Annotated in this window: 23 protein-coding genes and 1 pseudogene; 14 read left to right on the forward strand and 10 right to left on the reverse strand. The window is 46.7% G+C overall.

The window, feature by feature from the left end:
- Window positions 1–196: 196 nt before the first annotated feature.
- Together GJR95_RS19580 and GJR95_RS19585 are read left to right on the forward strand one after the other, a co-directional pair.
- On the forward strand, window positions 197–3,016 hold the full coding sequence (locus tag GJR95_RS19580) for a two-component regulator propeller domain-containing protein (RefSeq protein ID WP_162387469.1): 2,820 nt from the start codon (window positions 197–199) through the stop codon (window positions 3,014–3,016).
- 495 nt (window positions 3,017–3,511) lie between these two features.
- A complete protein-coding gene (locus GJR95_RS19585; RefSeq protein ID WP_162387470.1) occupies window positions 3,512–3,781 on the forward strand; it encodes a phage integrase SAM-like domain-containing protein in 270 nt (89 codons plus the stop codon).
- Window positions 3,782–4,502: 721 nt separating this feature from the next.
- Here GJR95_RS19585 and GJR95_RS19590 read toward each other — a convergent pair.
- Window positions 4,503–5,174, reverse strand: coding sequence for a hypothetical protein (locus GJR95_RS19590; protein ID WP_232541246.1), 672 nt, complete (start codon window positions 5,172–5,174; stop codon window positions 4,503–4,505).
- A gap of 256 nt (window positions 5,175–5,430) precedes the next feature.
- On the opposite strand from GJR95_RS19590, the pseudogene GJR95_RS19595 reads away from it, so the two are divergent.
- A pseudogene (locus GJR95_RS19595) lies at window positions 5,431–5,568 on the forward strand (transposase); the annotation flags it as partial.
- A 251-nt stretch (window positions 5,569–5,819) separates the two neighbouring features.
- On the opposite strand, the gene GJR95_RS19600 reads toward GJR95_RS19595, so the two are convergent.
- Together GJR95_RS19600 and GJR95_RS19605 are read right to left on the reverse strand one after the other, a co-directional pair.
- Window positions 5,820–5,990, reverse strand: coding sequence for a hypothetical protein (locus GJR95_RS19600; protein WP_162387471.1), 171 nt, complete (start codon window positions 5,988–5,990; stop codon window positions 5,820–5,822).
- Between the two features lie 521 nt (window positions 5,991–6,511).
- Window positions 6,512–6,799, reverse strand: a complete 288-nt coding sequence (locus tag GJR95_RS19605; protein WP_162387472.1) for a hypothetical protein — start codon at window positions 6,797–6,799, stop codon at window positions 6,512–6,514.
- A 68-nt stretch (window positions 6,800–6,867) separates the two neighbouring features.
- On the opposite strand from GJR95_RS19605, the gene GJR95_RS19610 reads away from it, so the two are divergent.
- Window positions 6,868–7,020 carry a hypothetical protein gene (locus GJR95_RS19610; RefSeq protein WP_162387473.1) on the forward strand — a complete coding sequence of 51 codons (153 nt, stop codon included), beginning with the start codon at window positions 6,868–6,870 and terminating at the stop codon, window positions 7,018–7,020.
- Window positions 7,021–7,375: 355 nt separating this feature from the next.
- Here the strand turns inward: GJR95_RS19610 and GJR95_RS19615 are convergent, their stop codons facing one another.
- The 3 genes from GJR95_RS19615 to GJR95_RS19625 form a co-directional block, all read right to left on the reverse strand.
- Window positions 7,376–8,197 carry an energy transducer TonB gene (locus GJR95_RS19615; RefSeq protein ID WP_162387474.1) on the reverse strand — a complete coding sequence of 274 codons (822 nt, stop codon included), beginning with the start codon at window positions 8,195–8,197 and terminating at the stop codon, window positions 7,376–7,378.
- A gap of 109 nt (window positions 8,198–8,306) precedes the next feature.
- Window positions 8,307–9,029 carry a hypothetical protein gene (locus GJR95_RS19620; RefSeq protein ID WP_162387475.1) on the reverse strand — a complete coding sequence of 241 codons (723 nt, stop codon included), beginning with the start codon at window positions 9,027–9,029 and terminating at the stop codon, window positions 8,307–8,309.
- A 128-nt stretch (window positions 9,030–9,157) separates the two neighbouring features.
- Window positions 9,158–10,366, reverse strand: a complete 1,209-nt coding sequence (locus tag GJR95_RS19625) for a saccharopine dehydrogenase family protein (protein WP_162387476.1) — start codon at window positions 10,364–10,366, stop codon at window positions 9,158–9,160.
- Window positions 10,367–10,571: 205 nt separating this feature from the next.
- On the opposite strand from GJR95_RS19625, the gene GJR95_RS19630 reads away from it, so the two are divergent.
- From GJR95_RS19630 to GJR95_RS19640, 3 genes are all read left to right on the forward strand, one after another.
- On the forward strand, window positions 10,572–11,003 hold the full coding sequence (locus tag GJR95_RS19630; RefSeq protein ID WP_162387477.1) for a WapI family immunity protein: 432 nt from the start codon (window positions 10,572–10,574) through the stop codon (window positions 11,001–11,003).
- 152 nt (window positions 11,004–11,155) lie between these two features.
- Window positions 11,156–11,437: a hypothetical protein gene (locus tag GJR95_RS19635; RefSeq protein WP_162387478.1), complete on the forward strand. Its 282-nt coding sequence runs from the start codon at window positions 11,156–11,158 to the stop codon at window positions 11,435–11,437.
- 138 nt (window positions 11,438–11,575) lie between these two features.
- A complete protein-coding gene (locus GJR95_RS19640) occupies window positions 11,576–12,226 on the forward strand; it encodes a TetR/AcrR family transcriptional regulator (RefSeq protein ID WP_232074155.1) in 651 nt (216 codons plus the stop codon).
- Window positions 12,227–12,297: 71 nt separating this feature from the next.
- Here the strand turns inward: GJR95_RS19640 and GJR95_RS19645 are convergent, their stop codons facing one another.
- Window positions 12,298–13,593 carry an aminopeptidase P family protein gene (locus tag GJR95_RS19645; RefSeq protein ID WP_162387479.1) on the reverse strand — a complete coding sequence of 432 codons (1,296 nt, stop codon included), beginning with the start codon at window positions 13,591–13,593 and terminating at the stop codon, window positions 12,298–12,300.
- Between the two features lie 136 nt (window positions 13,594–13,729).
- On the opposite strand from GJR95_RS19645, the gene GJR95_RS19650 reads away from it, so the two are divergent.
- From GJR95_RS19650 to GJR95_RS19670, 5 genes are all read left to right on the forward strand, one after another.
- Window positions 13,730–15,328 (forward strand): S8 family serine peptidase, encoded by a 1,599-nt coding sequence (locus tag GJR95_RS19650; protein ID WP_162387480.1) that lies wholly within the window; start codon window positions 13,730–13,732, stop codon window positions 15,326–15,328.
- Between the two features lie 167 nt (window positions 15,329–15,495).
- Entirely contained in the window at window positions 15,496–16,344 is an 849-nt protein-coding gene (locus GJR95_RS19655; protein WP_198424867.1) for a hypothetical protein, read from the forward strand.
- 7 nt (window positions 16,345–16,351) lie between these two features.
- Window positions 16,352–17,101, forward strand: coding sequence for a response regulator transcription factor (locus GJR95_RS19660; protein ID WP_232541247.1), 750 nt, complete (start codon window positions 16,352–16,354; stop codon window positions 17,099–17,101).
- Window positions 17,098–18,417 (forward strand): sensor histidine kinase, encoded by a 1,320-nt coding sequence (locus GJR95_RS19665; protein ID WP_162387481.1) that lies wholly within the window; start codon window positions 17,098–17,100, stop codon window positions 18,415–18,417. The genes GJR95_RS19660 and GJR95_RS19665 overlap by 4 nt, the downstream gene beginning before the upstream one ends.
- Before the next feature lie 4 nt (window positions 18,418–18,421).
- Window positions 18,422–18,793, forward strand: a complete 372-nt coding sequence (locus tag GJR95_RS19670; RefSeq protein ID WP_162387482.1) for a DMT family protein — start codon at window positions 18,422–18,424, stop codon at window positions 18,791–18,793.
- A 94-nt stretch (window positions 18,794–18,887) separates the two neighbouring features.
- Here GJR95_RS19670 and rfaD read toward each other — a convergent pair whose 3' ends face one another.
- Window positions 18,888–19,853, reverse strand: a complete 966-nt coding sequence (gene rfaD / locus GJR95_RS19675; protein WP_162387483.1) for an ADP-glyceromanno-heptose 6-epimerase — start codon at window positions 19,851–19,853, stop codon at window positions 18,888–18,890.
- A gap of 268 nt (window positions 19,854–20,121) precedes the next feature.
- Here rfaD and GJR95_RS19680 point away from each other — a divergent pair, with 268 nt between their 5' ends.
- Together GJR95_RS19680 and lpxB are read left to right on the forward strand one after the other, a co-directional pair.
- Entirely contained in the window at window positions 20,122–20,538 is a 417-nt protein-coding gene (locus tag GJR95_RS19680) for a 6-pyruvoyl trahydropterin synthase family protein (protein ID WP_162387484.1), read from the forward strand.
- A gap of 76 nt (window positions 20,539–20,614) precedes the next feature.
- Window positions 20,615–21,745 (forward strand): lipid-A-disaccharide synthase, encoded by a 1,131-nt coding sequence (gene lpxB, locus GJR95_RS19685; RefSeq protein ID WP_162387485.1) that lies wholly within the window; start codon window positions 20,615–20,617, stop codon window positions 21,743–21,745.
- A gap of 16 nt (window positions 21,746–21,761) precedes the next feature.
- Here lpxB and GJR95_RS19690 read toward each other — a convergent pair whose 3' ends face one another.
- Window positions 21,762–22,337, reverse strand: a complete 576-nt coding sequence (locus GJR95_RS19690; protein WP_162387486.1) for a 1-acyl-sn-glycerol-3-phosphate acyltransferase — start codon at window positions 22,335–22,337, stop codon at window positions 21,762–21,764.
- A 295-nt stretch (window positions 22,338–22,632) separates the two neighbouring features.
- Window positions 22,633–23,781, reverse strand: a complete 1,149-nt coding sequence (gene hisB, locus GJR95_RS19695) for a bifunctional histidinol-phosphatase/imidazoleglycerol-phosphate dehydratase HisB (RefSeq protein ID WP_162387487.1) — start codon at window positions 23,779–23,781, stop codon at window positions 22,633–22,635.
- Between the last annotated feature and the right edge of the window lie 212 nt (window positions 23,782–23,993).

Below are 23,993 nucleotides of genomic sequence, written 5' to 3' on the forward strand. Positions count from 1 at the left end.
AGAATTAGCAATAATTTTCTTATATTTTTTTGTACAAAAGTAGGGCCATGATAACTTGCCACCTAAAAATGGAGTACATCATTACCACATCATATCTTGTTTTTTAGCTTATTTAGGCTGGTTTTTATCACATCAAGGCTCTATGGAGCTGATTTTTATGAGAAAGTCGAGAGGAGACCGTATAATATACTTTTACTTGATAGTCTTTGTCTGGATTTTACTGTTATGCGGAGTTTGTCAGACTAGTATTGCTCAATCTCCTTATGCGTTTTGTCGTCCGGAGTTGATCCACTATACCCGGCAAACCTATAATGCCTATCACCAGAATTGGGGTGTCGCCCAGCATCGTCAGACTCGGTTCTTGTATTTCGCAAATTCGAAAGGGCTACTTGAGTTTGATGGGAGTAGCTGGCGAACCTATGAGTTGCCTGGAAAGCAAAAAGTACGCTCGGTTGCTATTGATGAACAGGGAAGGGTCTATACGGGGGCGCTTGGTGAATTTGGTTACTGGTCGCCGGGGCCATCAGGCGAACTGGTCTATCACTCGCTGGCCGACCGGGTTAAAGAGAAATCCTTTCGGAATGAAGAAATCTGGAATATTCTGGTCACTTCCCAGGGAATCCTGTTTCAGTCATTTGCCTTTATTTACCGCTATCAAAAAGGGCAGGTCCAACTCCTCCAGCCACCCGGCAATATTCTGTTTGTGCATCAGGCTCGCGATAAGCTATTACTCGAAGTGCTCGACAAAGGGCTTTATGCGTTAAACGGCGACCGTTATACGCTGATAAAGGGAAGTGAATTTCTGGGACGCGAAACCATCAATACCATTCTGCCCCTGGGCGACAATGAACTCCTGATAGGCACAGAACGGTCTATTTACCGCTATGATGGTAATCTGTTTCGCCCCTTCAATGAGCAGCTTAACGCATTTATTCAACAGAACCGGCTCAATAGAGGGCTGGTCGTTGGGCCAGATTTATATGCTTTTGGTACATTGTTGAACGGGGTTTTACTGACCAATGCTGCCGGGCAGATTCGCTACCACTTCAGCCAGAAGAATGGCTTGCAGAATAGTACCGTTCTGGCAATGTGTCAGGATGCAGAAGGTAATCTTTGGGTAGGGTTGGATAAAGGTATTGATCTCATTAACCTCAACTCCCCAATTCGCTACTTTAGCGATAATGAAGGGGAGTTGGGTACACCCTATGACATGGCGCAATATGCTAACAACCTGTATTTAGGCACAAATCAGGGTGTTTATTATAAGCCGCTCGTTCGAAATGATGAACCCTTTCGCTTAATTTCCGGAACACAGGGTCAGGTTTGGGATCTTGCTGTGATCGATGGCGAGTTGCTCTGTGGCCATAATAAAGGTACGTTTAAAATTCAGGGTTCACAGGCTCAACTGCTGAACAGTATTACCGGAGGATGGGTATTGCATCGCCTGAATCGTCATCCTGAGCTGCTTATTCAGGGAACCTATACGAAACTGTGTATTTACCAGAAAAACAGCCAGGGGCGGTGGGCCTTTTCGCATACGATCGACGGGTTTTCAGCACCGGTTCGGCAACTGGAGGAAGACGCAGACGGTACGATATGGGTTAATAAAGCACCGAATCAGGGTTTACAACGGCTTCGTTTGTCAGCTGATTTGCGACGTATTGAAGCGAGTAAGGAATATTCTGATGCCGATTTTCATGGGCCAGCCGTTAATCTGTGCCGTATCCAGCAACGCATTGTGGTGACTTCGGAAAAAGGTTTGCTTGCCTACGATGCCTCCTCCGATCGGTTTATTTCGGCTCAGTCCGTTTATCCCTGGCTTGGAGCAACGGCCCGTAAGCTATTTCCGGTGTCAGGTGCGGAGTTATTTTTACTGCGCCAGGATGGTACATTAAGCTGGATGCGTCAGGGGACAAGCCCTGTCGGTGATATTCAGGTTAAAACGAATGAGTGGGTAGAAGAGTACGAAAACATTGTGCCACTCGACACAAACTATATTGCCGTTTGCCGCGAAAATGGATTTGCTTTATTGCCCCGAAAAGAATTACCTCAGCTGGTTGGTGGGGCCGTTCGGCGGCCAGTGATCCGGTCTGTGTCGGTTGTCGATGGCCCGGCTTCGAATTACACATTCCAGGGGCCAGCGCCATTGCTTTCGTTTTCGCATCGTCAGGCCAACCTGGTAATTGCATTTTCTACACCATATTATACCCGCCCTGCGAAATACAGTTACTGGCTTGAAAACAATGCCGAAACCTGGTCACCCTTTATGAGTATCCATCAGAAGGAGTTTAGTAATCTTCCGCCGGGACAGTATAGGTTGCATCTAAAATCAAATCTTAATGCTGAAGAAAGCACATTAGCTTTTGAGATCCGCCCTCCGTGGTATTGGACTGCCTGGAGTAAGATTGTGTATCTGTTTTTGATGGGTGCATTAGTGAAGCTATTCTACCAACTTCATCTTCGGCGCGTTGCCGTTCAGCAAAACCGGATTCGTGAAAAGCTTGAAGAGAAATTGCGTCATCAGGAAGAACAAAGCCAGCGGGAAATTATTTTACTCCAGAAAGAGCAATTGGAACAGGGGCTGATTCAAAAGTCGGAAGAACTGGCTAATTCGACTATGTCGCTTATCCAGAAGAACGAACTACTGGTGAAATTAAAAGATGAACTGGATCGGGTAAAAGCCCGATCTGGCAATAAGCTTTCTGGTGAAGATTTCCAGCGTATCAATACCCTGATCGATGCTAATATTTCTACAGATCAGGATTGGAAACTATTTGAAGCAAACTTTAATAAAGTGCACGAACAGTTTTTAAAACATCTGATCGAAAATTACCCCGACCTCAGCCAGGGCGACCTGAAACTAGCGGCTTATCTTCGAATGAACCTATCAACCAAAGAGATTGCCCAGTTGCTGAATATAACCCATCGAAGTGTTGAATTGAAGCGATACCGACTGCGTAAAAAGCTGGATATCGAAGGTGATATTAACCTCAGCGAATTTATGATTAAGTATTAACTACTAATTGACCTCCATAAGCTGTCTAAAACGCCCTCATAGTACAGCTATGGCACATTTGGTCTTTATAAAACTAAAATAGAAGTAGTTAATTCTGCTTACTGTTTTCTAAAGCATATTACTTAGTGCGCATTAATAGTCGCATGGGTTCACATAACCCACGCGACTCATGTTTGTCAAAATGAAAGTTCGCTTCTGGTTTCGTAAGCAGCAGGGCCAAGCCAATACCAAACTTGGCATACTCTATGGCACCATTACAATCAACAGAATTCGCTCCCAACCCTTTTCAACCGGAATCTCAGTAAAAAGTGAGAACTGGAACCCCAAAGTACAGAAGGTTATAGGTAACATAGCCTAATTCTAAATGATGAATTAGGCGCCATCCAAACAAATCTGATTTCGATAAAACAGGAACTTCAGGCGGCAAAAAAAGAGGTTAACTCTGAATCCGTCCGGGCTGAATGGCTCAAACAACAAAGCGGACCAGGTTCACTCTTGACCTTATTGACCGATTTTGAAGTACACCAGCGAAAGTATGGAAAGGGCAAAAAAGGTAAACCATTAACGGAGGGGACATTTACCCAATACAGAACAAATCGGGCCTATCTGGAAGACTACATTCGTAGCAACAAAAATGTTACGCTCAATCCTGAAAGCATAAACGGAACCTGGTTCCTGCGATTCGAACAGTATTTAAGGACTCGCACTACTCAGAAGCCGTTGAAGCAAAGCACGATAAATCTTGCCATTGCCCATTTCAAATAAGTACTTAAGTTCGCTTTATCAAATGAGGTCATAAAACAGGCTCCTGGTATTTTTTTTCATGTATCCCCCGCCGAACCAACAACGCCTGTTCCTTTAACAGCACAAGAAATACAACTCCTTGAAACGGTTGAATTAACTGACGCTCAACGACGAGCTGTCGACTGCTTTCTATTCCTTCGCTATACGGGGTTACATTACATTGACGGATGTAATAGTTGTGACCAATCGATATTAACTGATGAATCTGGCCTTGAATATCTGCAGGTTATCCAGCAACCGGCTTTCATTCCTTATCATCCACGGGCAAAGGCAATTGCTAACAAATACGGTGGTTTAGATTGCCTACCCTTTACGGAGTTTGTAAATATGAATAACCTACTGAAGCGATTGGGTTGAAGCTCATATGAATCTCCAGAAAAATCAATCGTCAATTCAAAAGGGTTATCTGTTTCATTGATTATTCGAGTGAAAAATACAGCATAATATATACCTCACCCTCAGGGTCAGTGTATTTTGTTCCACCTTTTGGGAAGCTGTTTTGTATGATCAGGCTCTTACCGATAGAATCAGTATCCTCATATTTGGTGTCAATCCATCTGGAAGTGGATACGTCTTTGGTTTCGGACTTGATAATATTTTTTTTATCTCCTGTTTGGTTTTGTCCACAGGAGGTAAAAAAACAACGGTTAAGAATAAAGCATAAATGTATTTTATAATTTACTTAGCAACCGCCTTTGCGAGGGGCACGTTTATAAATTAGTTGACTATCTCGTTCTACATAGTCGCCCGATACTATTGGATATGAATACTTGGGGGCGTGCGATACCCAATGGCTTCTTATACTTATTTTGTCGTTAACTTTCAGGCTATGCAATTGCTGAAATTCATTGGTAAAGTTCAAAAAATTCTTGTCAGACTTTTCCGGCCCAAAACTAAGAATATAATCGTCACCATTAATCCTGACCATCACTCCGAAACCTAATCGTGAGCCTGGCGGAAGAGAAAGAGAGGTTACAACAGCCTCCATATTGGTAAAAGCACTTATATGCTTCCTTATTTTAGCTTCACCGGCATACACTTTTTTACCTTCGGGAGACGCTTCCCATTTTTTGTACTTTATACCATCAGGGGTAGCCTCCCATTTTTTCAATGCAGCTTTCCTTTCAGCAGCAGAGAGTGGCTTTGAGGCTGACTTTTTAGAAGCTTCATTTTTAATTTCACGATTAGCAAATACTAGTCCGCTTACCACAACCAGCGGTAAGATTAGGGCATAAATGATTTTTTTCATATTTTTTGTAGGTTTAATTAAAGTGAATCTATGTCCTGATAAATCAGATCCGTTTAAGGCATTCTTTTTATTTTCAAGGATTTCAACCACAGCGGTGGCCGCCACAGCGGTGGGCCGCAAAGCTAAAAGTTTCTATCCTGTCGTCTGTTAATGCCCTGTAAAAGAATGTTAACGAAACGTAAAAGTGTATATCGTCAAATAAAAGTGGACAAATAGGGTGGGAATGGGAAGCGACAATTTGTTAAATTGTTTCACTCAAATCACCTTAGTAAGGTCCAATTCAGCCAAAAAGTCCTCTTCTAGCCGCTCCAAAACGGCTCAGCCAACTTTATCTACCTCCGAGTGCAAACCAGCTCTATCCATCATCAGAGACATTCAGCCAGACGCCGGCGCGGGACAGACCCGACGCCAATACACGGCTGAAGAAAAGATTCGCATTGTGCTGGAAGGGCTGCAAGGCGAGCAGTCAGTGGCCGAGATCTGTCGACGAGAAGGGCTTAACCGCCACGGCGGATCGTACAATGCTGTCAACTTAATCATCGGGTAGCTCTTCTTCGATTAATTTGAGGTTTTCTAGGCCTGCTTCGTTGGCGGCTAAAGGAGCAATTCGGTTTCGATAAGCATTTATGTCGACTGAGTTGTGCCACTAACCAGTCATAACTGGATTCCAGAGAGTTGCAGCCAAAGAGCATAGTAACAATCGGACCGCAGCCGCGGACGGTCGCCGAGCGGCTCATCCTTGAGCAGCCCTTAAGAAACAGATCGATTGATCCGATAGAACGCTTTGATTGGCTTATCTTCCTGCTGCACTACTTGCTTTTGAGCATCTAAACTCAGTAACCCACTGATATTGCCGCATAAGATACAGGCATCGAAGTCCTGACGCACACCTACCACTTTTTTACTGGAAAAATTTTCCATTTCCAACTGCGTCTTATCAAAAGCATACTGGGTTCGCTTCGGCGCTCCGAACTATGCCCCAGCGTTTGCGGTAAGCCTCCGTGAAGAAAGCCATACCGTACCGATTGGCAGATAAGTTGGTAATCAAATACGCTTTGTGGCCCTCAGCTAAATCGAGGCAGATCAAATTGACAACCAGAGGTGCTTGGTTTAGTTGTCGAAGAGTACCGGGACGCCGGAGCTGCTTGTAGGCGTTGGTTTTTCTTCCGTTTAGCGGTGGTCACATCTAAGGTAATTGTAGCCTTGCGTTGCCCTGTAGCGGCAAAATCTCTCACTTCTTGCAACGAATTTTGTGCACTAATGCGCAGCAAAAAGTTAATCTTTAGTTGCTGTAATTGAGCGATCAAGTCAATGGAGGGATAGCCACGGTCCAAAAGCAGCAAGGTAGGACAAGCCGTGAAGCTGTCTGTCGCAACGGTGATCCGATTGAAACCAGTCCAGATGCTGCCAAGCCATCGCCCTGTCATCACTCAAGTAGGGCGCTAAAATCGCATGGAGTGTAATTGCCCAAACTCACCCTCAAACTTGATCACCTGTTTGAGGGTGAGTTTGGGCGCGATTCGGAACAGCCTCGAATCGCGTTTATAGAGAAAGCCTTCGTTGGGAGTGGGGGAATCTTTGGGCCGGTACTGCAAATCGGTGGGTCTGCCGATGGCAATATCAAACTCCCGGCGGGTAGCCGGTCGGCCCCTAAAGGGGTTGATAATGTTTTCTTCGACGCCGTCCACGCTGGTCTGGCTGTCGTACTCATCCTTCCAGGCTCTTGCCATTCCTCATCAACCTCCATGAAGCCGGTGGGCATTTCGTCGGGCTGTAAGGCGTTGAAATTCAACAGGCTTTGCCCGTAGAAGGCCCCAAAGCGGCTGTACTTGCGCAGGTTTTTGGTATTGCACAGGATCTCATTAATCAGTTCCAGGCCATACTTGCCGTCGGTGATCTGGATGCAATCGGGCTTAAAGTGGTATTTGATGCACTCCAATACGCCAGATAAATACTGGTTCAGATCGGATTGGCCGGGTTTGATGTAGTCTTTTACGGGAAAGCCTTTCCGTCGAGAACGATGTTGTTTTGCTCATCGCGTTTTCAGGTGTAGAGTGTTTCGTAGTGAATGCCGAATAGGTCGACGCATTGCCGGTTTGCTTGCGCCAAAGCCGATTGACCACCAGACGCACCTGCTCAACACTATAGCCGGGATGCTGTAAAATAAAGCTATGCAGGTGAATATGAAGCCCATGCGTTTTGGAGCGTTTGACCTCAATACCATATTCCCGGCGTAGTAGTTAAAGTAATAAAGCATACAGGATTGTTTGTCGCGGGAACTTCCCGCGACAAACAATCCTGTATGCTTATTCCAGCGTGAAGCTGATCGGTAGGTTGAATTTTACCCGAACCGCTCTGCCCGATTGTTTGCCCGGTTTCCAGTGGGGCATTTTCTGAATGACGCGGGTTGCTTCTTCATCGCACCCAAATCCAATGCCCTTTAGTACTTGCACATCGGTCAGGCTACCATCCGAATTGACAACAAAACTCACATAAACCCGGCCCGAAACCCCAGCCGAAGCCGCCGGACGAGGATAACTTAAATTTTTAGACAAGAATTTCCGCATAGCCTCAAGTCCACCGGGATATTCGGGATTTTGTTCGACGCTGATAAATAACTCATCAGGTTTAGGTTCTGCTTCGATTGCTTTCTCTACAACAGTTGGCGCAGTGACTTCAGGTGCGGCAATGATGTCCACATCGCCAGTTCCTTCCGCAGTTTGAGTGCCTGAGGTTGCATCCTGAAATTGCTCCGTGGTAGGGGGGAGAGTTTCCACAATGACCTCTTCTTCAGGCATCACAACAGGCGGCAGGTTGCGAACGGTTTTGACCGCCGGAGCCTGTTCGAGAGGGGGGATTTTTAGCGGTTGCTCAACGGGTGGTTCAGCGAGTTTCGTTAGCGTTACTTCTGTCATAACTGGCTTGTCTACCAGTAAATTGTGTGGCCAAAACTGGTTATATAAAGTAGGAGCAGATAACCCTAATAGAAACAGACCGATGCCAAATCCCAGGGCGCGGGTGAGTGCGGATCGGTAATGTAAGCGCAAATCGAAAGCGCCATAAGCCCGGTTGCGAGTCTGAAAAATGATCTCGTCAAGGGTGAGTGCAGGAGTATCGGATTGAAGCATGACAGTATGCGGGTTTGGTTTATACCGCATGGATGTCAACCAGGCAAAAATTCCATATGAAGCCTAAGTGAGAGTGGCCAACACCCTCCGAAGACCACTGGCCAATTACTTACAAACTGTCATATTGCTTGACTAGGGTTATCGCGTCGTCTTCCGTTTTGAAGAGGAGTTTCTGTTGATCCACAAATGTCTTTAATGCCTCTCCTTTATCGCTGAGGGCTTCCAGCATGGCTTTCTTCGAGAGCTTTATTTTTGTGAGCATCTGATCGGGCTTTAACAGATAATAAGAGATGGCGTCGTTGAACGAGTCGTAGCGGACATTGGCTGAGTAACCACCCTTATAATCAGCCGATTTGAAGGTCTTTGCTACTCGCTTGAGTAGGGCCGATTTTCCTTCATACAAGATCAGAAAATAGCCATCTTTCACCTCGTCATCGCTCGTTTTTGCCATTGGATAACGACTGAATAAGTAGGGTTGCCCATCGGGACTTGTGAGCAGAAAACGGGCCACTGTTTGCCGATCAAGAATGATTGAATCGTTACCTGATTTAGGACGAAGCAGTATCAGGGACTGTCGGTAGGCATCGAACTTAAGCAATACATCCTTATACTGTCGGCCATCGCGTAAACTAACCTGACCTTTTGACCAGTCGGGCAGCAAATAAGGTGATCCATGCTGCCCTTCATAACGTGAATCAATCTTAAAAATGAGCGGTCCGGTCGATGGATTGTTCAGGTTGTTGAGCCGCAAATCGATGGTGGGATCATTGGCGGTTTGGGCTAATGCGGCTCCGCTTATCGCTATCAGAAAACAGACAAGGATACGTTTCATTCGTAGCAGAAGAATAGTGATTTCGGGTGTTAATAAAAGCAGAAAGCCGTGCCAGGTTTCTGATGTCACTCAAAATAACCACAGCACGACTTTAATCACAAGTAATTAGGCTAGGACTTTTGCTCTGCCTAGTATTCGTGTGGCAAAGGCACATCTACCCGGTCATTGACGGGTAGCCCTTGTTTATTCATCTGCTCGATGAACGGATCCGGATCTAGTTCTTCGCAGTTCCAGACACCGGGTTTCAGCCAGACACCCGTCAGAATCAGCATGGCTCCGATCATAGCTGGAACGCCTGTTGTGTAGCTAACGGCCTGCCCGCGTACTTCACGATAGGTTTCGGCATGGTCGCAGTTGTTCCAGATGTAGTAAGTACGATCAACGCCATCTTTCACTCCCTTGATCTGACAACCGATGCTGGTTTGTCCCGTATAATTCTCGCCAAGCGTGTCGGGAGCGGGCAGAACAGCCTTCAGGAATTCGAGCGGCACAATGTCCATTCCATTAAACTTCACCGGGTCGATGCGGGTCATACCGACGTTTTGTAAAACCTCAAGGTGCGTCAGATAAGCCTGCCCGAACGTCATCCAGAAGCGAGCCCGTTTCAGTGTAGGGAAGTTTTTGACCAGAGACTCCAATTCTTCGTGATACAGTACATACGACTCGCGCGGACCTATCTCGGGATACTCAATGGGTTTATGGATACTCATTGCCGGAATTTCGATCCACTCGCCATTTTCCCAGTAGCGCCCTGGCTGGGTAATCTCACGAATATTTATTTCAGGATTGAAATTGGTGGCAAAGGCTTTACCATGATTGCCCGCATTGCAGTCAACAATGTCCAGATAGTCCATCCGGTCGAAGTGGTGCTTGTTGGCATACGCGGTAAATACCTGCGTAGCGCCGGGGTCGAAGCCGCATCCCAGCAGCGCCATCAAGCCCGCTTTTTCAAACCGCTCTTTATACGCCCACTGCCAGCTGTACTCAAATTTGGCGACATCTTTAGGCTCATAATTAGCCGTATCCATGTAATGCACACCCGCTTCGAGGCAGGCATCCATGATAGGCAGGTCCTGGTAAGGGAGCGCCACGTTGATAACCAGTACTGGATTGAAAGACTGAATCAGCGCAACCACATCGGCAACCACATCGGCATCTACCTGTGCTGTCTGGATTGTTACGCCGTGCATTTCCTGAATCTCGGCTGCAATTCGGTCGCACTTCGATTGGGTGCGGCTAGCAAGCATTATAGTTGTGAAGATAGTGCTGTTCATCGCACATTTGTGCGCTACTACGCTACCAACTCCACCCGCTCCAATAATGAGCACATTTGCCATATTGTTAGATCAGATTTTTTGGCCGCAAAGATAGTCAAAGTCAGTTAGAGAGTCGGTTAAGAGATTATGTTCCTGAATCGAGAATAATAAGTCTCTGGCTTATTGACCTGTTAATTAATTGGCTAACTGATTTTGATGGAAAACAAACACTTAGTATATTTGTTAGGTAGGCAAATAAATACGCTCAACTAAGCTTCTGCACGTTATGAAATTTATCTCCTCCTCTGGCTCGTTCGAATTCTCGATATTAGGCTACGGTAATAAAACAACGAATTGGCGCGAACGGAATAATTTACGTTGTCGGGTATCAACGATCTGGCGGCAACAACACGATTCGCAGGCTACTCCACTCCAAACCTGGGAAGTTAGGCGGTTGTTAAGTGGCCTTCGTTCACTCTGGAATAAAGCCGTTAATCATGTTGCCTTAACATTCTGCGAGCCCGGTCTAAGCGTTGAAGCTACTGCACTACCTGGCGATAACTATAAGCTACAGATTCAATTGGACCATGCGTTAACACCTGCATGGCATGCCTATCCTGACTTTCCGTTGGAAATGGATATGCTTCTGAATCGCAAACAATTAGACGAAGCTATTCAGGACTTGTCTGGCCAACTAGCCAGCTATCCCGAGCGGTAAATAATGGTGAGTTTATATGGCTGAAGCACAAATCCTGATAAGGCACCTGAGCTTTATCAGGGTTTGCTTTTTAGACATATAGGCTCCTTTTTGACATCCATGGCGTTTTAATCGGCCTCCTGCAAGCGTCCTGTTTATCCTATAGTGAGCTTATGTTTTTTAACGTATTGATCAGCTGGCTGCGCCAATTTGACCAAATCCCTTCCTCTCGACTGCGGTTGCTTTTCGGTCAATCCTGTCAACGTATTAGCCGCTTATTCGCTACTGCCACTATTTTTTTTCTCCAGATCAAATTAGCTTTTGAAAGCGCTCAGGTCTGGCGCAACGATCCATTTTCTTCGTTTTGGCTACCAATTGTTGTCTCTACAACAAAAATGGGAGAAGTCATTACCCAACCCGAAAAACAATTTATGAAATTTCCGATACGTCGTTAAGGTAATCTCTTGATAACATCATTAGTTATCCCCATATTTGTCGCCAGTCTAAAGTTTCAGTAGATTTCTTTGTTTGTCTCTACAAAGAATGTAGAGACATTACACCCCTCTTTAACACAAAAAAAAACTACTAGCAGTATGAAAATTGTCAAGCGTAGAAATCGCCAGATGACCATGGAGCGTATCTTGCGGGCGATGGGTGATGTGATGGCCGAGCGGGGAACCGAAAAGGCCGGTATTAATGCCGTGGCTGAAAAAGCAGGCGTTAATAAAGTACTGATCTATCGTTATTTTGGTGGCTGGAATGGATTGCTGGAGGCTTACGTACAACGTGGTTTCTTTCTGTCCATGTTCAACGAGAAGTTTCTGGACTCCGTGCCAGATAATCTTCCTTCGGACAACCGAAGCAAAGTGTGGTCTGAATATACGATTCAGTTCATGCGCGAATTCCGTACCCGCAAGCCATCGCAGGAGTTAATTCGGTGGGAGATGAGTCATGGGGAAACAGAGCTTGCACGCCGATTGGCCGAATTTCGTGATAATTCCTACAAAAAACTGGTTGATAAACTGGCGCCATTTGCCGACTACGACCCTATTGCTATTACGAGTCTGATGGTGGCCGCTGTAACGCATATTGTGCTGACCAGCACCCAACGCGACCACATCGGCGATATTGACCTCCGTACAGAAGCCGGTTGGGAGCGGCTCGAAACCGCAGTTCGTCGCATTTACTCTAGTTTGAGCATTGCCCTCGAACGTGAAAATGCTAAAAAAGCTGAAGTAAAGTAATCAGGAATGATGAGTGATGACTGACGAATTGGTTGTTACCGTATTTTTCATTCATCACTCATCATTCCTGGTTATCGGTTCATTAACGCTTCAATCTCCTCTGCTTCGAGCGGAATGTTGGCCATTAGATCTGTGTTCCCTGACTCCGTAATCAGCACGTTATTTTCAAGTCTGATTCCTAGTTTTTCTCCAGGAATATAGATACCTGGTTCGACTGTAAAGACCATTCCGGGCTCCATTCGACGGTATTTATTACCCACATCGTGAACATCAAGCCCCAGAAAGTGTGACGTGCCGTGCATAAAATATTTTTTGTACAAAGGCGCGTCAGGATCTTGCTTTTCGACTTCCAGGCGGTCGAGCAACTTTAGACCAATAAGTTCTGACTCCATCACTTTACCTACTTCACGATGATAATCGTCCCAGAGATTACCGGGACGAAGCATTTGTTTCGCTTCTTTCAGCACACGCAATACCGCATCATAAACAGCTCGCTGGCGCTCCGTAAATCGCCCGTTAACAGGCACTGAACGGGTCATATCCGCATTATAATTGGCGTATTCCGCGCCTATATCGAGCAAAATCACATCACCATCCTGGCACTGCTGGCTGTTGTCTATGTAGTGTAATACGCAGGCATTGGCTCCCGAAGCAATGATTGGCGAATAGGCTGCCCCGCGCGACCGGTTAAGCAGGTATTCATGCATCATCTCGGCTTCAATTTCATATTCCCATACGCCGGGTTTAATGAAACCCAACAACCGGCGGAACATCTTGTCGGTGATGTTAATGGCTGTTTGAAGCAGTTGCACTTCCTGCGGTTGTTTGATCGCTCGTAGGTAGTGCATCAATGGCGCAAGCCGCTCCAGATGATGCAGCGGGTATTTTTGTTTGAATTCGTCGATAAATCGGGCATCACGGGTCTGAACATCTATACCGGCACGGGTGTGCTCATTGGTATTCAGATAAACGTGATCCGCTTCGAAGATCATTTGTACAAAAATCTGTTCGAACTGATGCGTCCAATAGACCTGCTTTTGTGAAATCCCGGAAGTTTGTTCGGCTTCGACTTTAGTAAGCTTATGGCCTTCCCAGATTTCGATCAGCTCGCTGGTTTCACGCAGAAACAGGACCTCACGAAATTTAGGATCGGGATGGTCAGGAAACAGAACGAGCCGGGTTTCTTCCTGATCGACGCCCGTTAGGTAGAATAAATCGTTGTTTTGCCGAAATGTCATTGTGCCATCGGCATTGGTCGGCATGATGTCATTGGCGTTCAGAATCACCAGCGATTTAGGTTTCAGTAACTGAGTGAGCCGATGGCGACTTTGAACGAAAAGTTGATTATCAATGGGCAAGTAGCGCATATCAGGACGTTGAAACTGCTTTTCTAATTAAATTGCAAAGAAAACTCAAAGCTATAAGAGTTTTTGCGTGTTTGTGTGTTTATGTTTTAACGTACGGTTTGCCTGGAAAACACGGTAAATAGCTATTCTCTGGTTCATGACGCTTCGCCTAAACTTCTTATTCTGTCTGTTTACGCTACTGATTCAAGCGAATCCTGGCGTTTCACATCCCAGTGCGACCTGGCTAACTACAAAGGGCTATGGACCAGATAGTCCTAAATACTGGATTCTTTTCAAGGCTAAAGACCAGAGTGTCCGGCCAGCCTTATCGGAAACAGCCATAACCCGGCGAAAAGCCCAGAATTTTCCGCTTGATGAGACTGATCAGCCCGTTTCGGCAGCCTATCTGAGTCAATTAAAACAGGAAGGTGTTCAGCCGCTCAATAAATCGCGCTGGCTGAATGCTGTTTCGGCCCGGCTTACGACCGAGCAATTTGCTCAGGTTGCGGCTTTACCCTTTGTAGCAGGGATTCAGGCTATTGATCCGGCTATTATTATTACATCAATCGGTAATCCTGATGGTTCGCGTTCAATCAGCCCGCACATGGCTCCGGTCATGACGCAGATTCAGGCTTCCGATTTTGCTCAGGCTGGATTAACCGGACGATTTGTAAACATTGGAGTTATCGATGCTGGTTTTTTTGGTGCAGATTCGGCTAATGCGCTGAAGCATGTATTCGCGCGGGAAGGCGTGAAACGGGTTCGTGATTATGTGAATGACAAAAAGACCCACGGTGATCTGTTCCATACGCTCGAAACCATGTCGGATTTTCACGGGACCGAAGTTCTGGCGGCTATTGCCGGTAGTGATCCGATCGAAAATACGCAATATGGCCTGGCCACCGATGCAACATTTTACCTCGCCCGTACAGATCAGGGCAATCGTGAATACCGGGGCGAAGAAGATAACTGGGTAGCGGCAATGGAATGGATGGATAGTCTTGGTGTTCGGCTGATCAATACATCGCTGGGTTATGCCAAAGGGATGAGCAACCCTAAAGAAAATTATGAACCCCGTCAGATGGATGGTCATACCAGCCTGATTAGTCGGGCGGCACAGATTGCGGCCGATAAAAAAGGTATTCTTATTGTTGTGTCAGCCGGAAATGAAGGCGATGATCGTTCATGGCGAATCATCAGCACCCCCGCTGATGCTCAGGGTGTTCTGGCCATTGGTGCAACGAATGCCCGACTTTGGAATCGGATTGGTTACAGCAGCATCGGTCCTGAGAGTTTGCCATATATGAAACCCAATGTTTCCTGTTTTTCTTTGTATGGAACCTCATTATCGGCTCCGGTCATTACCGGATTTGCAGCCTGTATTATGCAGGCAAATCCGAAATTGACCAACAAAGAGGTCATGGACATTATTGAAAAATCGTCGCATCTATATCCTTATGGCAACAACTATGTTGGCTACGGTGTGCCGCAAGCCTCCCGGGCGATTTCATTACTTCGAAATCAGCCGTTACCCGCTACCGCTCGCTCCGTAAAAGCTTCCGGCAAGTCATTTACGTTACCTGTATCGACGGAAGAGTCGGTTGTGTCAGTCTTTCATAAAAAAGATGCCATGCACATTTTGCAGCAGGAGGCCATGAAGGTTAGCAACGGGAAACTGGCGCTCCGTCGGGCAACGGGCGAAAAGCAAACGACAGTAGATTTGAAAACAGAAGTCATTGAGGTGATTTGGGAATAATGTTTAGAGTCGTGGAGCCATGCCACGATTCAAAACCGTGGCATGGCTCCACGACTCTAAACAAAAGACCTTCGACAGTATGAAGAAAAATTAATTTCGTTTTCAGACTGGCTTTATATGAGGCCACTAGTTTTGCTTCCATCATGAACAGTAAATAACAAGTAACAATGGAAAGCAACACGAAATTAATTACCCCATTTCTATTCGCGGTCATGCTGACTGCTTCACAGGTTAATGCCCAGACAGTGGCTGATCCAGGACCGGGTACACCTCCTCCGCCCATTGCTCTGAACACCCCTAATGGTTCCCGACCGGACGGTCCCGGACTGGATAGTCGCGGACCGCATGGCCCCCGAGGTGGGCATCAACCCAGTGGTCCTGGCAGACACCGTATGGGGCCACCTCAGTCAGGGCCGGGTCGGGCTGATCGAAGTGGTCATGAACGTGGACTTACATCGCTCACTACCGTTTCTGGAACAGTAGGCCAATGGATTGGTAACGATGATGCTATTCTGGAGGGTTTTACGTTTACTGGATCAACGAATACACCGACCACTGTAAAATTCCCTCCCCATCTCGGTCAGCAGGTACAAAAGGCGATTAAGCCGGGTAGTAGCGTCAGCGTGACGGGCTATTCTGAAATGACTCCCAAAGGAGAATCGCGCTTTCGGTTGGTTAGTCTTACGGCTGGCAAAACGACGATCTCTGACGCTCCTCCAGCAATGCCTGTTACACCCCCAGCGGCCCCTTCACAGGCTACCGTAACGGGCAAGATAGCCGATTATCAAATAGGCCGGGATGGGCGCGTTAGCGGTCTTGTCCTGGATGATAAAACAGTTGTGCGCGTTCCTCCTCATGTGGCTTATCAACTGACAAATCTGGCTACCAAAGGCAGCACAATTACGGTTCAGGGATATGCTAAAAGCCTTCGGGAAGGCCAGGTTCAGTTAGAAAAAACAAATATCTTAAACGCCGTTGTGCTGACAATCAACGGTCAGCAATATCTGGTTCGCTAATTAACGATTGACTGCTGGAATAATTGATTTGATGGGTATCATTCAGCAATTTCAGCAGTCAATAAATCACCCAGCCCTTACTCGCGTGAAAATTCTGGTTATTGAAGATGAACGCAAACTCGCCCGGTTTATAAAGCAGGGGCTTGAACAACATGGTCATGTTGTCGATCTGGCTCATACCGGTTCGGAAGGACTCGATCAGGTTGCCGGAGGCTTATACGATCTTGTGTTGCTGGACTTAATGTTGCCCGGACAGACCGGGTTTGAGGTTCTTAAAAACCTTCGTGCCTTTGGCCTGATGGTGCCGGTCATGATTTTATCAGCGTTGAGTGATTCCGATAAAGTGGTGGAGGGGCTGGATCTTGGCGCCATTGATTACCTTCGGAAACCGTTCGACTTTAATGAGTTGCTGGCTCGGATTCGGGTTTTACAGCGACGAACCCACTCCGGAGATAACGTCGTATTGCGCATGGCGGATTTAGAAATGAGGCTTGTTTCGCATGAAGTCTTCAAGGCAGGCATCAAGCTGGAACTGACCAATCGGGAGTTTGCCTTACTCGAATTGTTCATGCGCCGAATCGGCCTATTGGTAACGAAAAATGAGATTGCCGAGAAGGTATGGGCCGCCGATTATGACATGGGCAGTAACGTGATAGAAGTACACATCTATCAATTGCGTAAGAAACTGGATGCGGTTGGTACACGTGGGCTGATTGAGACGCTTATCAGCCGTGGCTATCGGCTCAAATCGGTATGAACCTGCGCAGCCGGATTGTGCTGGCCGTTGCGGCTGTGTTTGCTGGAGTAAGTCTGCTGGCCGGTTGGCTTATGTTGGTCCGTGCCGAAAATAGCCTCCAGATCGCTTTTGATCGGGCGGTAGCGACCAGAGCAGGATGGTTGCTTTCGCAGGTAAGTGTCGATCCTATTGTGTTGCCATTGCCTACCGAAAGCGAGCAGATGCGGGTAATATACCATAGTTATGGCCGGAGCCGTGAGCTTTTTCGCAGTCCTGGTTTTCCAAACGCATCCGGCGTAGGGCACGACGTTGACCGGCATCCGCGTTCATTTCGATCCATGACTGTACAGACTATGGCGTATCAGATTCCCAGTGGTCAGGTGGGTCTGACATTAGCGGTGCCCGATGCTAGTTTGATGCAGGATATCCGACAGTTACGCTGGGTCTTTGGGCTCGGTTGGTTCGTAAGCCTGATCCTGGCATTCCTGGGAGGGTATGTTATCGCTGGATGGCTATTGAAACCAATTCAGGCAATTGTTTATCAGGCGGGAAAGATCACCAATGCAGCCACAATTGAACCGATCGCCCTGCCAACCGCTCGTGATGAACTTTATCAGTTAACCGATACGCTAAACCAGATGCTGGCCCGAATTCGGGAAAGTGCTGAACTACAGCGTAATTTTTTTGGAGCCGCTGCGCATGAACTTCGGACGCCACTTGCCATCATGAAAACCGGCCTTGAAGTGACCCTTGACAGTGGTCAGGTAGATGGCCGGACAACACCGTTTCTGCTGGGACAACTGGATGAAATAAAACGCCTGACGCGTCTGCTCGACGAATTTCTGACGCTGAGCCGCCCAGATCATGCACGTCAGGTACTCAAAACAACACCGGTCGATTTGCCGGAATTAATAAAAAACTGCCTGGCTCAGTTGGAAACTGTAGCCACTGATTATGAAGTAATAACGCAGTTTGAGGAACAAACAGGGCCTTCTACACCGATCAGAACAGATGCCGTTAAGCTGGAGCATGTGTTACTGAATCTCCTCGAAAATGCGATCAAGTACGCCGTTCCGGGTAGTGTGGTGAGTATCCGGTTGATTTGGGAAAACGCACCGACAGTTCTTGTTCAGAATCAAACCGTTCGGGAAACGGGGCCTGTACTTGATCTGATGCAGCCTTACTTTCGGGCTGATCCACTCAAAGAAGGGCATGGACTGGGTTTGTGGATTAGTTATCGTTTAACAACTTTACTTGATGGAGAGTTACTCCTCAATTGGCAGGAATTCCGATTTACCAGTACCTTGGTCCTGCCCAGAACTGAATTTTTAACATAAATAAATGAAAGGACTTTATTGCGTTTTATTGCTTACGTTATCGAACATCTTCATGACACTGGCCTGGTATGGCCACCTGCAACTAAAGCAGTACCCTATGTTGGCCAAACTATCGCTTTTCGGCATCATTATGCTTAGCTGGGGCCTTGCCTTTTTTGAATATATTTTTCAGGTGCCAGCTAATCGTATCGGTTCTGAAGAAACGGGCGGGCCGTTTTCACTTTTCCAACTCAAAACAATTCAGGAAGCCGTTTCGCTGACGGTTTTTACCTTAATAACCGTCTACTTTTTTAAAACCGACAAACTCGCCTGGAATCATCTGGTTGGCTTTGTATTCCTTGTGATAGCGGTATTTTTTATCTTCAAAAAATGGTAAGTACGCTACCAGTCGACGCACAGGGACCTAGCCTGTGGGCGATCTCTGTGCGTCGGTTTCTGGTACCGGAAAACAAAAGATTGATTACCAGCAGCTAGAGATACTTTCCTTCTTTGAGGTATTTTTTTACGTAGTCAGAAACGCCTTCTTCGAGCGAATGGAAAGGTCGGTCATAACCAATAGAACGAAGCTTAGCCATGTTAGCCTGCGTAAAATACTGGTATTTATCGCGGATATCGGCGGGAGTATCGATAAATTCGATCTGCGGATCGCGGTCCATAGCCCGAAAAGTAAGTGTCGCCAGGTCAAGGAATGTACGGGCTTTGCCACTTCCGAGGTTGTAGATACCGGAATTTCGCCGGTGATGCATCAGAAATGAACAAACTTCGATTACGTCTTTCACGTAAATGAAGTCCCGCATCTGCCCACCGTCGGTATAATCGGGGTTATGAGACCGGAACAACCTCATGTGGCCTGATTGGCAAATCTGGTTGTAGGCATGGTAAATTACCGATGCCATGCGGTCTTTATGATACTCATTGGGCCCGTAGACGTTGAAAAATTTCAGTCCAGCCCAGAAGAAGGGTTTACGTTCCTGCTCCAGTGCCCAAATATCAAATTCATTCTTTGAGTCACCGTAAGGATTAAGCGGCTTCAACTGCGGAATGATCGACTCATTGTCATCATAGCCAAACTCGCCCATACCATAAGTTGCTGCCGATGACGCATATACGAGGGGAATCTGATAATCAATGCAGCGATTCCAGATTTGCTTGGAATACTCAACGTTCAGATGCTCAAAAATCTGGCGGTCAAATTCGGTGGTATCAGTGCGGGCACCGATGTGAAAAATAAATTCCACCTCCTGATAATTGTTGTCGAGCCAACCGAAAAACTCTTCCCGGTCAACACGCTCCTGAATCCGTTTCCCAGTCAGATTTGCTTCTTTACGAGGGTCCGAAAAATCATCGACAGCAATGATAAAATTGAAATTTTCCTGATTCAATTTGCTGATCAAACAGCTTCCGATAAAGCCAGCGGCCCCCGTAACAATAATCATAAAGAGCTAGAAGTAAACGTATTGATTGCGATAAAGAGAAAAAGGCTAGCTAGCATGAAGTGAAAGTGGCTGTAAAGATACAGATTTTAAGATGAACAAAGGAATAGCGTTTTTAGTGATTAAATTGTATTTTTCATATATACCTCTAATATGCCTTAATAGCCTTTTTAACTAAACTAACGGTTTCATTAGGCCCAAAGAGTTCGTACCTTTGTGGCTTATTTTCAAAATCGGCGTTTCTGGCAACCGCCCCATCTAAACCAGAAAAATGGTCTATATTAACAGAATCGAACATTTTAACGCTGCCCACCGGCTCTACAATCCGGCCTGGTCTGAGGAGCGCAATAAGGAAGTTTTTGGCCCATGTGCCAACATTAACTGGCATGGGCACAACTTTGAGCTGATCGTAACGGTGAAGGGTGAGCCCGATCCGGATACAGGCTTTGTGATTGACCTGAAACTGCTGGGTGATATTGTGAAGCGGGAGGTAATTGAAAAAGTTGATCACAAAAACCTGAATCTGGATGTCGATTTCATGCAGGGCAAAATGGCTAGCTGTGAGATCTTTATCATGGAAATCTGGAAAATCCTCGAACTTGCACTGGGCGAAGTAACAGAAGCACACCTGCACCAGCTTCGACTTTACGAAACACCGAAAAATTTTGTGGATTATTTTGGCGAATAGGGCCTGTATGGATGATATGGGGTGTATGATAAAGCCGATAATCAAGTCTCATACAACCCATAACATACAATACTAGATGAACTATTACCTCATTGCTGGCGAACGTTCCGGCGATCTTCACGGGGCAAATCTGATTCGGGCCATTCGTCGACACGATCCTGATGCACAGTGCCGTGCATACGGTGGTGAGCAGATGGAAGAGGCCGGAGCAGTACTGGTGCGACACTATCGGGAGATGGCGTTTATGGGATTCCTGGAGGTAGTGAAAAACCTGGGCACGATTCGCCGGATCATGCGGGAATGTCAGGCCGATCTGCTTGAACACCGTCCCGATGTGCTTATTCTCATCGATTACGCCGGATTTAACCTGCGGATGGCCCGTTTTGCCAAACAGCATGGCATTCGCGTGTTTTATTATATTTCGCCGAAGGTTTGGGCCTGGAACCAACGCCGGGCATTGAAAATCAAAGCGAATGTCGATCGGCTATTTACGATTCTGCCGTTCGAAACGGAGTTTTTCGCGAAATACGATTACAACGTCGACTACGTTGGCAACCCTCTACTGGATGCTCTGGCTGATTTTCAGCCAAATCCCAATTTTCGCTCAACGTTGAAATTGGATGAGCGCCCTGTTGTAGCCCTTCTGCCCGGAAGCCGCCGTCAGGAAATTACCTCTATTTTACCCGCTATGCTGGCGGCAACGCGCCAGTTCCCAGATTATCAGTTTGTTGTAGGCACGGTCAGTAATTTGCCTGCTCCGCTCTATGGCAATCTGTTGGGCGGTTACCCAACTGTTAAGCGTGTTAATGACGCGGCTTATGATCTGTTGCATATTGCAACGGCTGCGCTGGTTACGTCTGGTACGGCCACGCTCGAAACCGCCTTGTTTACTGTGCCACAGGTCGTTTGTTACAAAACAACAACGGTGTCATATGCCATTGCGAAACGACTGATTGCGGTGCCGTTTATATCACTTGTAAACCTGATTGCGAACCGTGAGATTGTGAAGGAATTGATTCAAAACGACCTCACCGCCGATCGCATTGCGGACGAACTACGAGCCATCTTGCCGGGCGAACCGGGTCGGGAGAGGCAACTGGCCGGTTACGCAGTTGTGCAGGGGAAAATGGGCGAACCCGGCGCATCGGAGCGAGCCGGTAGCCGGATGGTCGATGAATTGAGACGCGCACAGGAAACAAAAAGCTAATGGCTTTTAAGATTAACTAGCTTTTCCAGTCAATCACACCTGTTTCCTCCCACTTCTTCAGCCAGTCTTTCCTGATGCCGTGAACCTGCGAGAAAAATTCGTAAAATGGGAACATATCCGTCTCGTAATTGCCTGTTACATAGATGGGTTTGCCTATAATAACTAGTTTCCGGGGCCAGTCGAAGCCAACCGGAATAATGGGGACGTGCGCTTTAAGGGCAATGTAATAGAAGCCTGTTTTTAGCTTTGACACATTACTGCGAGTGCCTTCGGGTGCTATGCAAATCTGAAGCTGTTCATTCTGGTTAAATATAGCAACGATGGCATCGACCAGGTTGTGCGATTTATCACGATATACCGGTTTACCCCCCAGTAGTCGAAAAAGCCAGCCTGAATACCAGGTAAAGAGCGAACTTTTGGCGAGATATTGAATCCAGATGTGAATGGTCGGGCGGACACCTAACCCGACCAGAAAGTCCCAGTTGGTTGTATGAGGAGCAACTGCCCAAATGCCCTTGGGTAAGTGTGGTACAGGGCCAACAACCTGCCAACCGGCGACTTTAAATAACCAACGGGTGAGGGCACTGAGCATTTCTGTAATTTAGAATTTACAGTTTATAGTTTTCAGTGCACAAGGCAGCCTTGCCTTGTGCACTGAAAACTATAAACTGTAAACCCAATTTAGTATTTCCGGTCTTTGCTCTCCAACCAGCGGCCAGTGATAAATGAAGCCGTCAGCAGGACAACGTAGAACAGGAGTGTTAGCGGGGTTGATAAATCCATATCTGTGTTCGGTTGAATTCGTATGCAAAAGTACAATAGACGTTGGATATTAGACACTGAGCATTAGACAAAAAATGAAAATCTCCTGTCTGTGCCTAAATCACTTACAAGACTCCCTTTGTGCTGGGTAGGTTATCCAATTCTTTAATATCACGCCGAACGGCCATTTTTATGGCTTTGGCAAAGGCTTTAAAAATAGCTTCGATCTTATGATGTTCGTTATCGCCTTCTACCTTCACATTTAGATTACAGAGCGCCGTATCGGAAAATGACTTGAAAAAATGATAGAACATTTCGGTAGGCATATCGCCGATCTTCTCACGCCGGAATGTAGCGTCCCAAACAAGCCAGGGACGACCCGAAAAGTCAATGGCGACCTGAGCAAGTGCCTCATCCATAGGCAATAGAAAACCATAGCGGCTAATTCCCCGTTTGTCGCCCAGGGCACGCCGATAGGCTTCACCGAGCGCCAGAGCGGTATCTTCAATGGTGTGATGTTCATCAATGTGCAAATCGCCCTGTACTCGAATGGTCAGGTCGGCACCCGAATGCTTGGCTACCTGATCGAGCATATGGTCGAAGAAGCCGAGACCTGTATGAACGTTGGCCTGACCACGACCATCGAGATTGAGGTCTACACGAATCTGCGTTTCTTTCGTATTCCGCTCGACGGTGGCCGTGCGGGCGGGTAAACGCAGAAATTCGTAGATCTTATCCCAATCGTCGGTCGAGAAGGCAATGGCGTTCTGCATCGCATCGGTCAACCCCGACACATCAGCCGCCTGCACGGTTGGTAAGCCGTTGGGTGGTAGAAACAGAATTGCTTTTGCCCCGAGATTGATCGCTAACTGCACGTCGGTCAGGCGGTCGCCGATAACGTAACTGTTGGCCAGATCATAGGCGTCGCTAAAATACTGGGTCAACATCCCCGTTCCGGGCTTACGGGTAAGCGAGTTGTCGCGCGGGAAATGCCTGTCGATGTGGACAGCATCAAACGAAATATTTTCGCTCTCAAACGTAGAAAGCATTTTGTTGTGAGCAGGCCAGAAAGTATCTTCGGGGAAAGAGTCGGTGCCGAGACCATCCTGATTGGTAACCATAACCAACTCATAATCGGTTTCTTCGGCGATCTTACGCATGGCCGAAATCGCTTTAGGAATATAATCGAGTTTGGCTAATGAATCGACCTGCTGATCGGGCTGGGGCTCAATAATGAGCGTCCCATCACGGTCGATGAACAATATTTTTCGCATAAAAAGAATATCTGATCGACAAAGATACCTTACCAACCGTATTGTAAGCGAAAACGTATTAATTTTGCAACGTCTTAGCGTATTCCGATTTAATACTGTAAGTAGGATTTCTGTAGTGTCCCTCCGGTTGTTTATACGTTTAAAGTCCGATCAGTTCGTAACTCGCTTTACCGTAGAGAAATAAATATCTATCCCATCAAAGAATAAGATAA

The organism is Spirosoma endbachense (assembly GCF_010233585.1).
In the GTDB taxonomy this organism is placed as follows: Bacteria; Bacteroidota; Bacteroidia; order Cytophagales; family Spirosomataceae; genus Spirosoma; species Spirosoma endbachense.

Excerpts from the sequence above, each read along its gene's own strand:
- GJR95_RS19630 (WP_162387477.1), top strand. The coding sequence starts at position 10,572 with ATGAAATTTATCTCCTCCTCTGGCTCGTTCGAATTCTCGATATTAGGC.
- GJR95_RS19620 (WP_162387475.1), bottom strand. The coding sequence starts at position 9,029 with ATGAAACGTATCCTTGTCTGTTTTCTGATAGCGATAAGCGGAGCCGCA.
- GJR95_RS19680 (WP_162387484.1), top strand. The coding sequence starts at position 20,122 with ATGGTCTATATTAACAGAATCGAACATTTTAACGCTGCCCACCGGCTC.
- GJR95_RS19640 (WP_232074155.1), top strand. The coding sequence starts at position 11,576 with ATGAAAATTGTCAAGCGTAGAAATCGCCAGATGACCATGGAGCGTATC.
- GJR95_RS19690 (WP_162387486.1), bottom strand. The coding sequence starts at position 22,337 with ATGCTCAGTGCCCTCACCCGTTGGTTATTTAAAGTCGCCGGTTGGCAG.
- GJR95_RS19670 (WP_162387482.1), top strand. The coding sequence starts at position 18,422 with ATGAAAGGACTTTATTGCGTTTTATTGCTTACGTTATCGAACATCTTC.
- rfaD (WP_162387483.1), bottom strand. The coding sequence starts at position 19,853 with ATGATTATTGTTACGGGGGCCGCTGGCTTTATCGGAAGCTGTTTGATC.
- GJR95_RS19665 (WP_162387481.1), top strand. The coding sequence starts at position 17,098 with ATGAACCTGCGCAGCCGGATTGTGCTGGCCGTTGCGGCTGTGTTTGCT.
- GJR95_RS19615 (WP_162387474.1), bottom strand. The coding sequence starts at position 8,197 with ATGCTTCAATCCGATACTCCTGCACTCACCCTTGACGAGATCATTTTT.
- GJR95_RS19645 (WP_162387479.1), bottom strand. The coding sequence starts at position 13,593 with ATGCGCTACTTGCCCATTGATAATCAACTTTTCGTTCAAAGTCGCCAT.
- GJR95_RS19655 (WP_198424867.1), top strand. The coding sequence starts at position 15,496 with ATGGAAAGCAACACGAAATTAATTACCCCATTTCTATTCGCGGTCATG.
- GJR95_RS19605 (WP_162387472.1), bottom strand. The coding sequence starts at position 6,799 with ATGGCAAGAGCCTGGAAGGATGAGTACGACAGCCAGACCAGCGTGGAC.
- GJR95_RS19650 (WP_162387480.1), top strand. The coding sequence starts at position 13,730 with ATGACGCTTCGCCTAAACTTCTTATTCTGTCTGTTTACGCTACTGATT.
- lpxB (WP_162387485.1), top strand. The coding sequence starts at position 20,615 with ATGAACTATTACCTCATTGCTGGCGAACGTTCCGGCGATCTTCACGGG.
- GJR95_RS19625 (WP_162387476.1), bottom strand. The coding sequence starts at position 10,366 with ATGGCAAATGTGCTCATTATTGGAGCGGGTGGAGTTGGTAGCGTAGTA.
- hisB (WP_162387487.1), bottom strand. The coding sequence starts at position 23,781 with ATGCGAAAAATATTGTTCATCGACCGTGATGGGACGCTCATTATTGAG.
- GJR95_RS19600 (WP_162387471.1), bottom strand. The coding sequence starts at position 5,990 with ATGGAAAATTTTTCCAGTAAAAAAGTGGTAGGTGTGCGTCAGGACTTC.
- GJR95_RS19635 (WP_162387478.1), top strand. The coding sequence starts at position 11,156 with ATGTTTTTTAACGTATTGATCAGCTGGCTGCGCCAATTTGACCAAATC.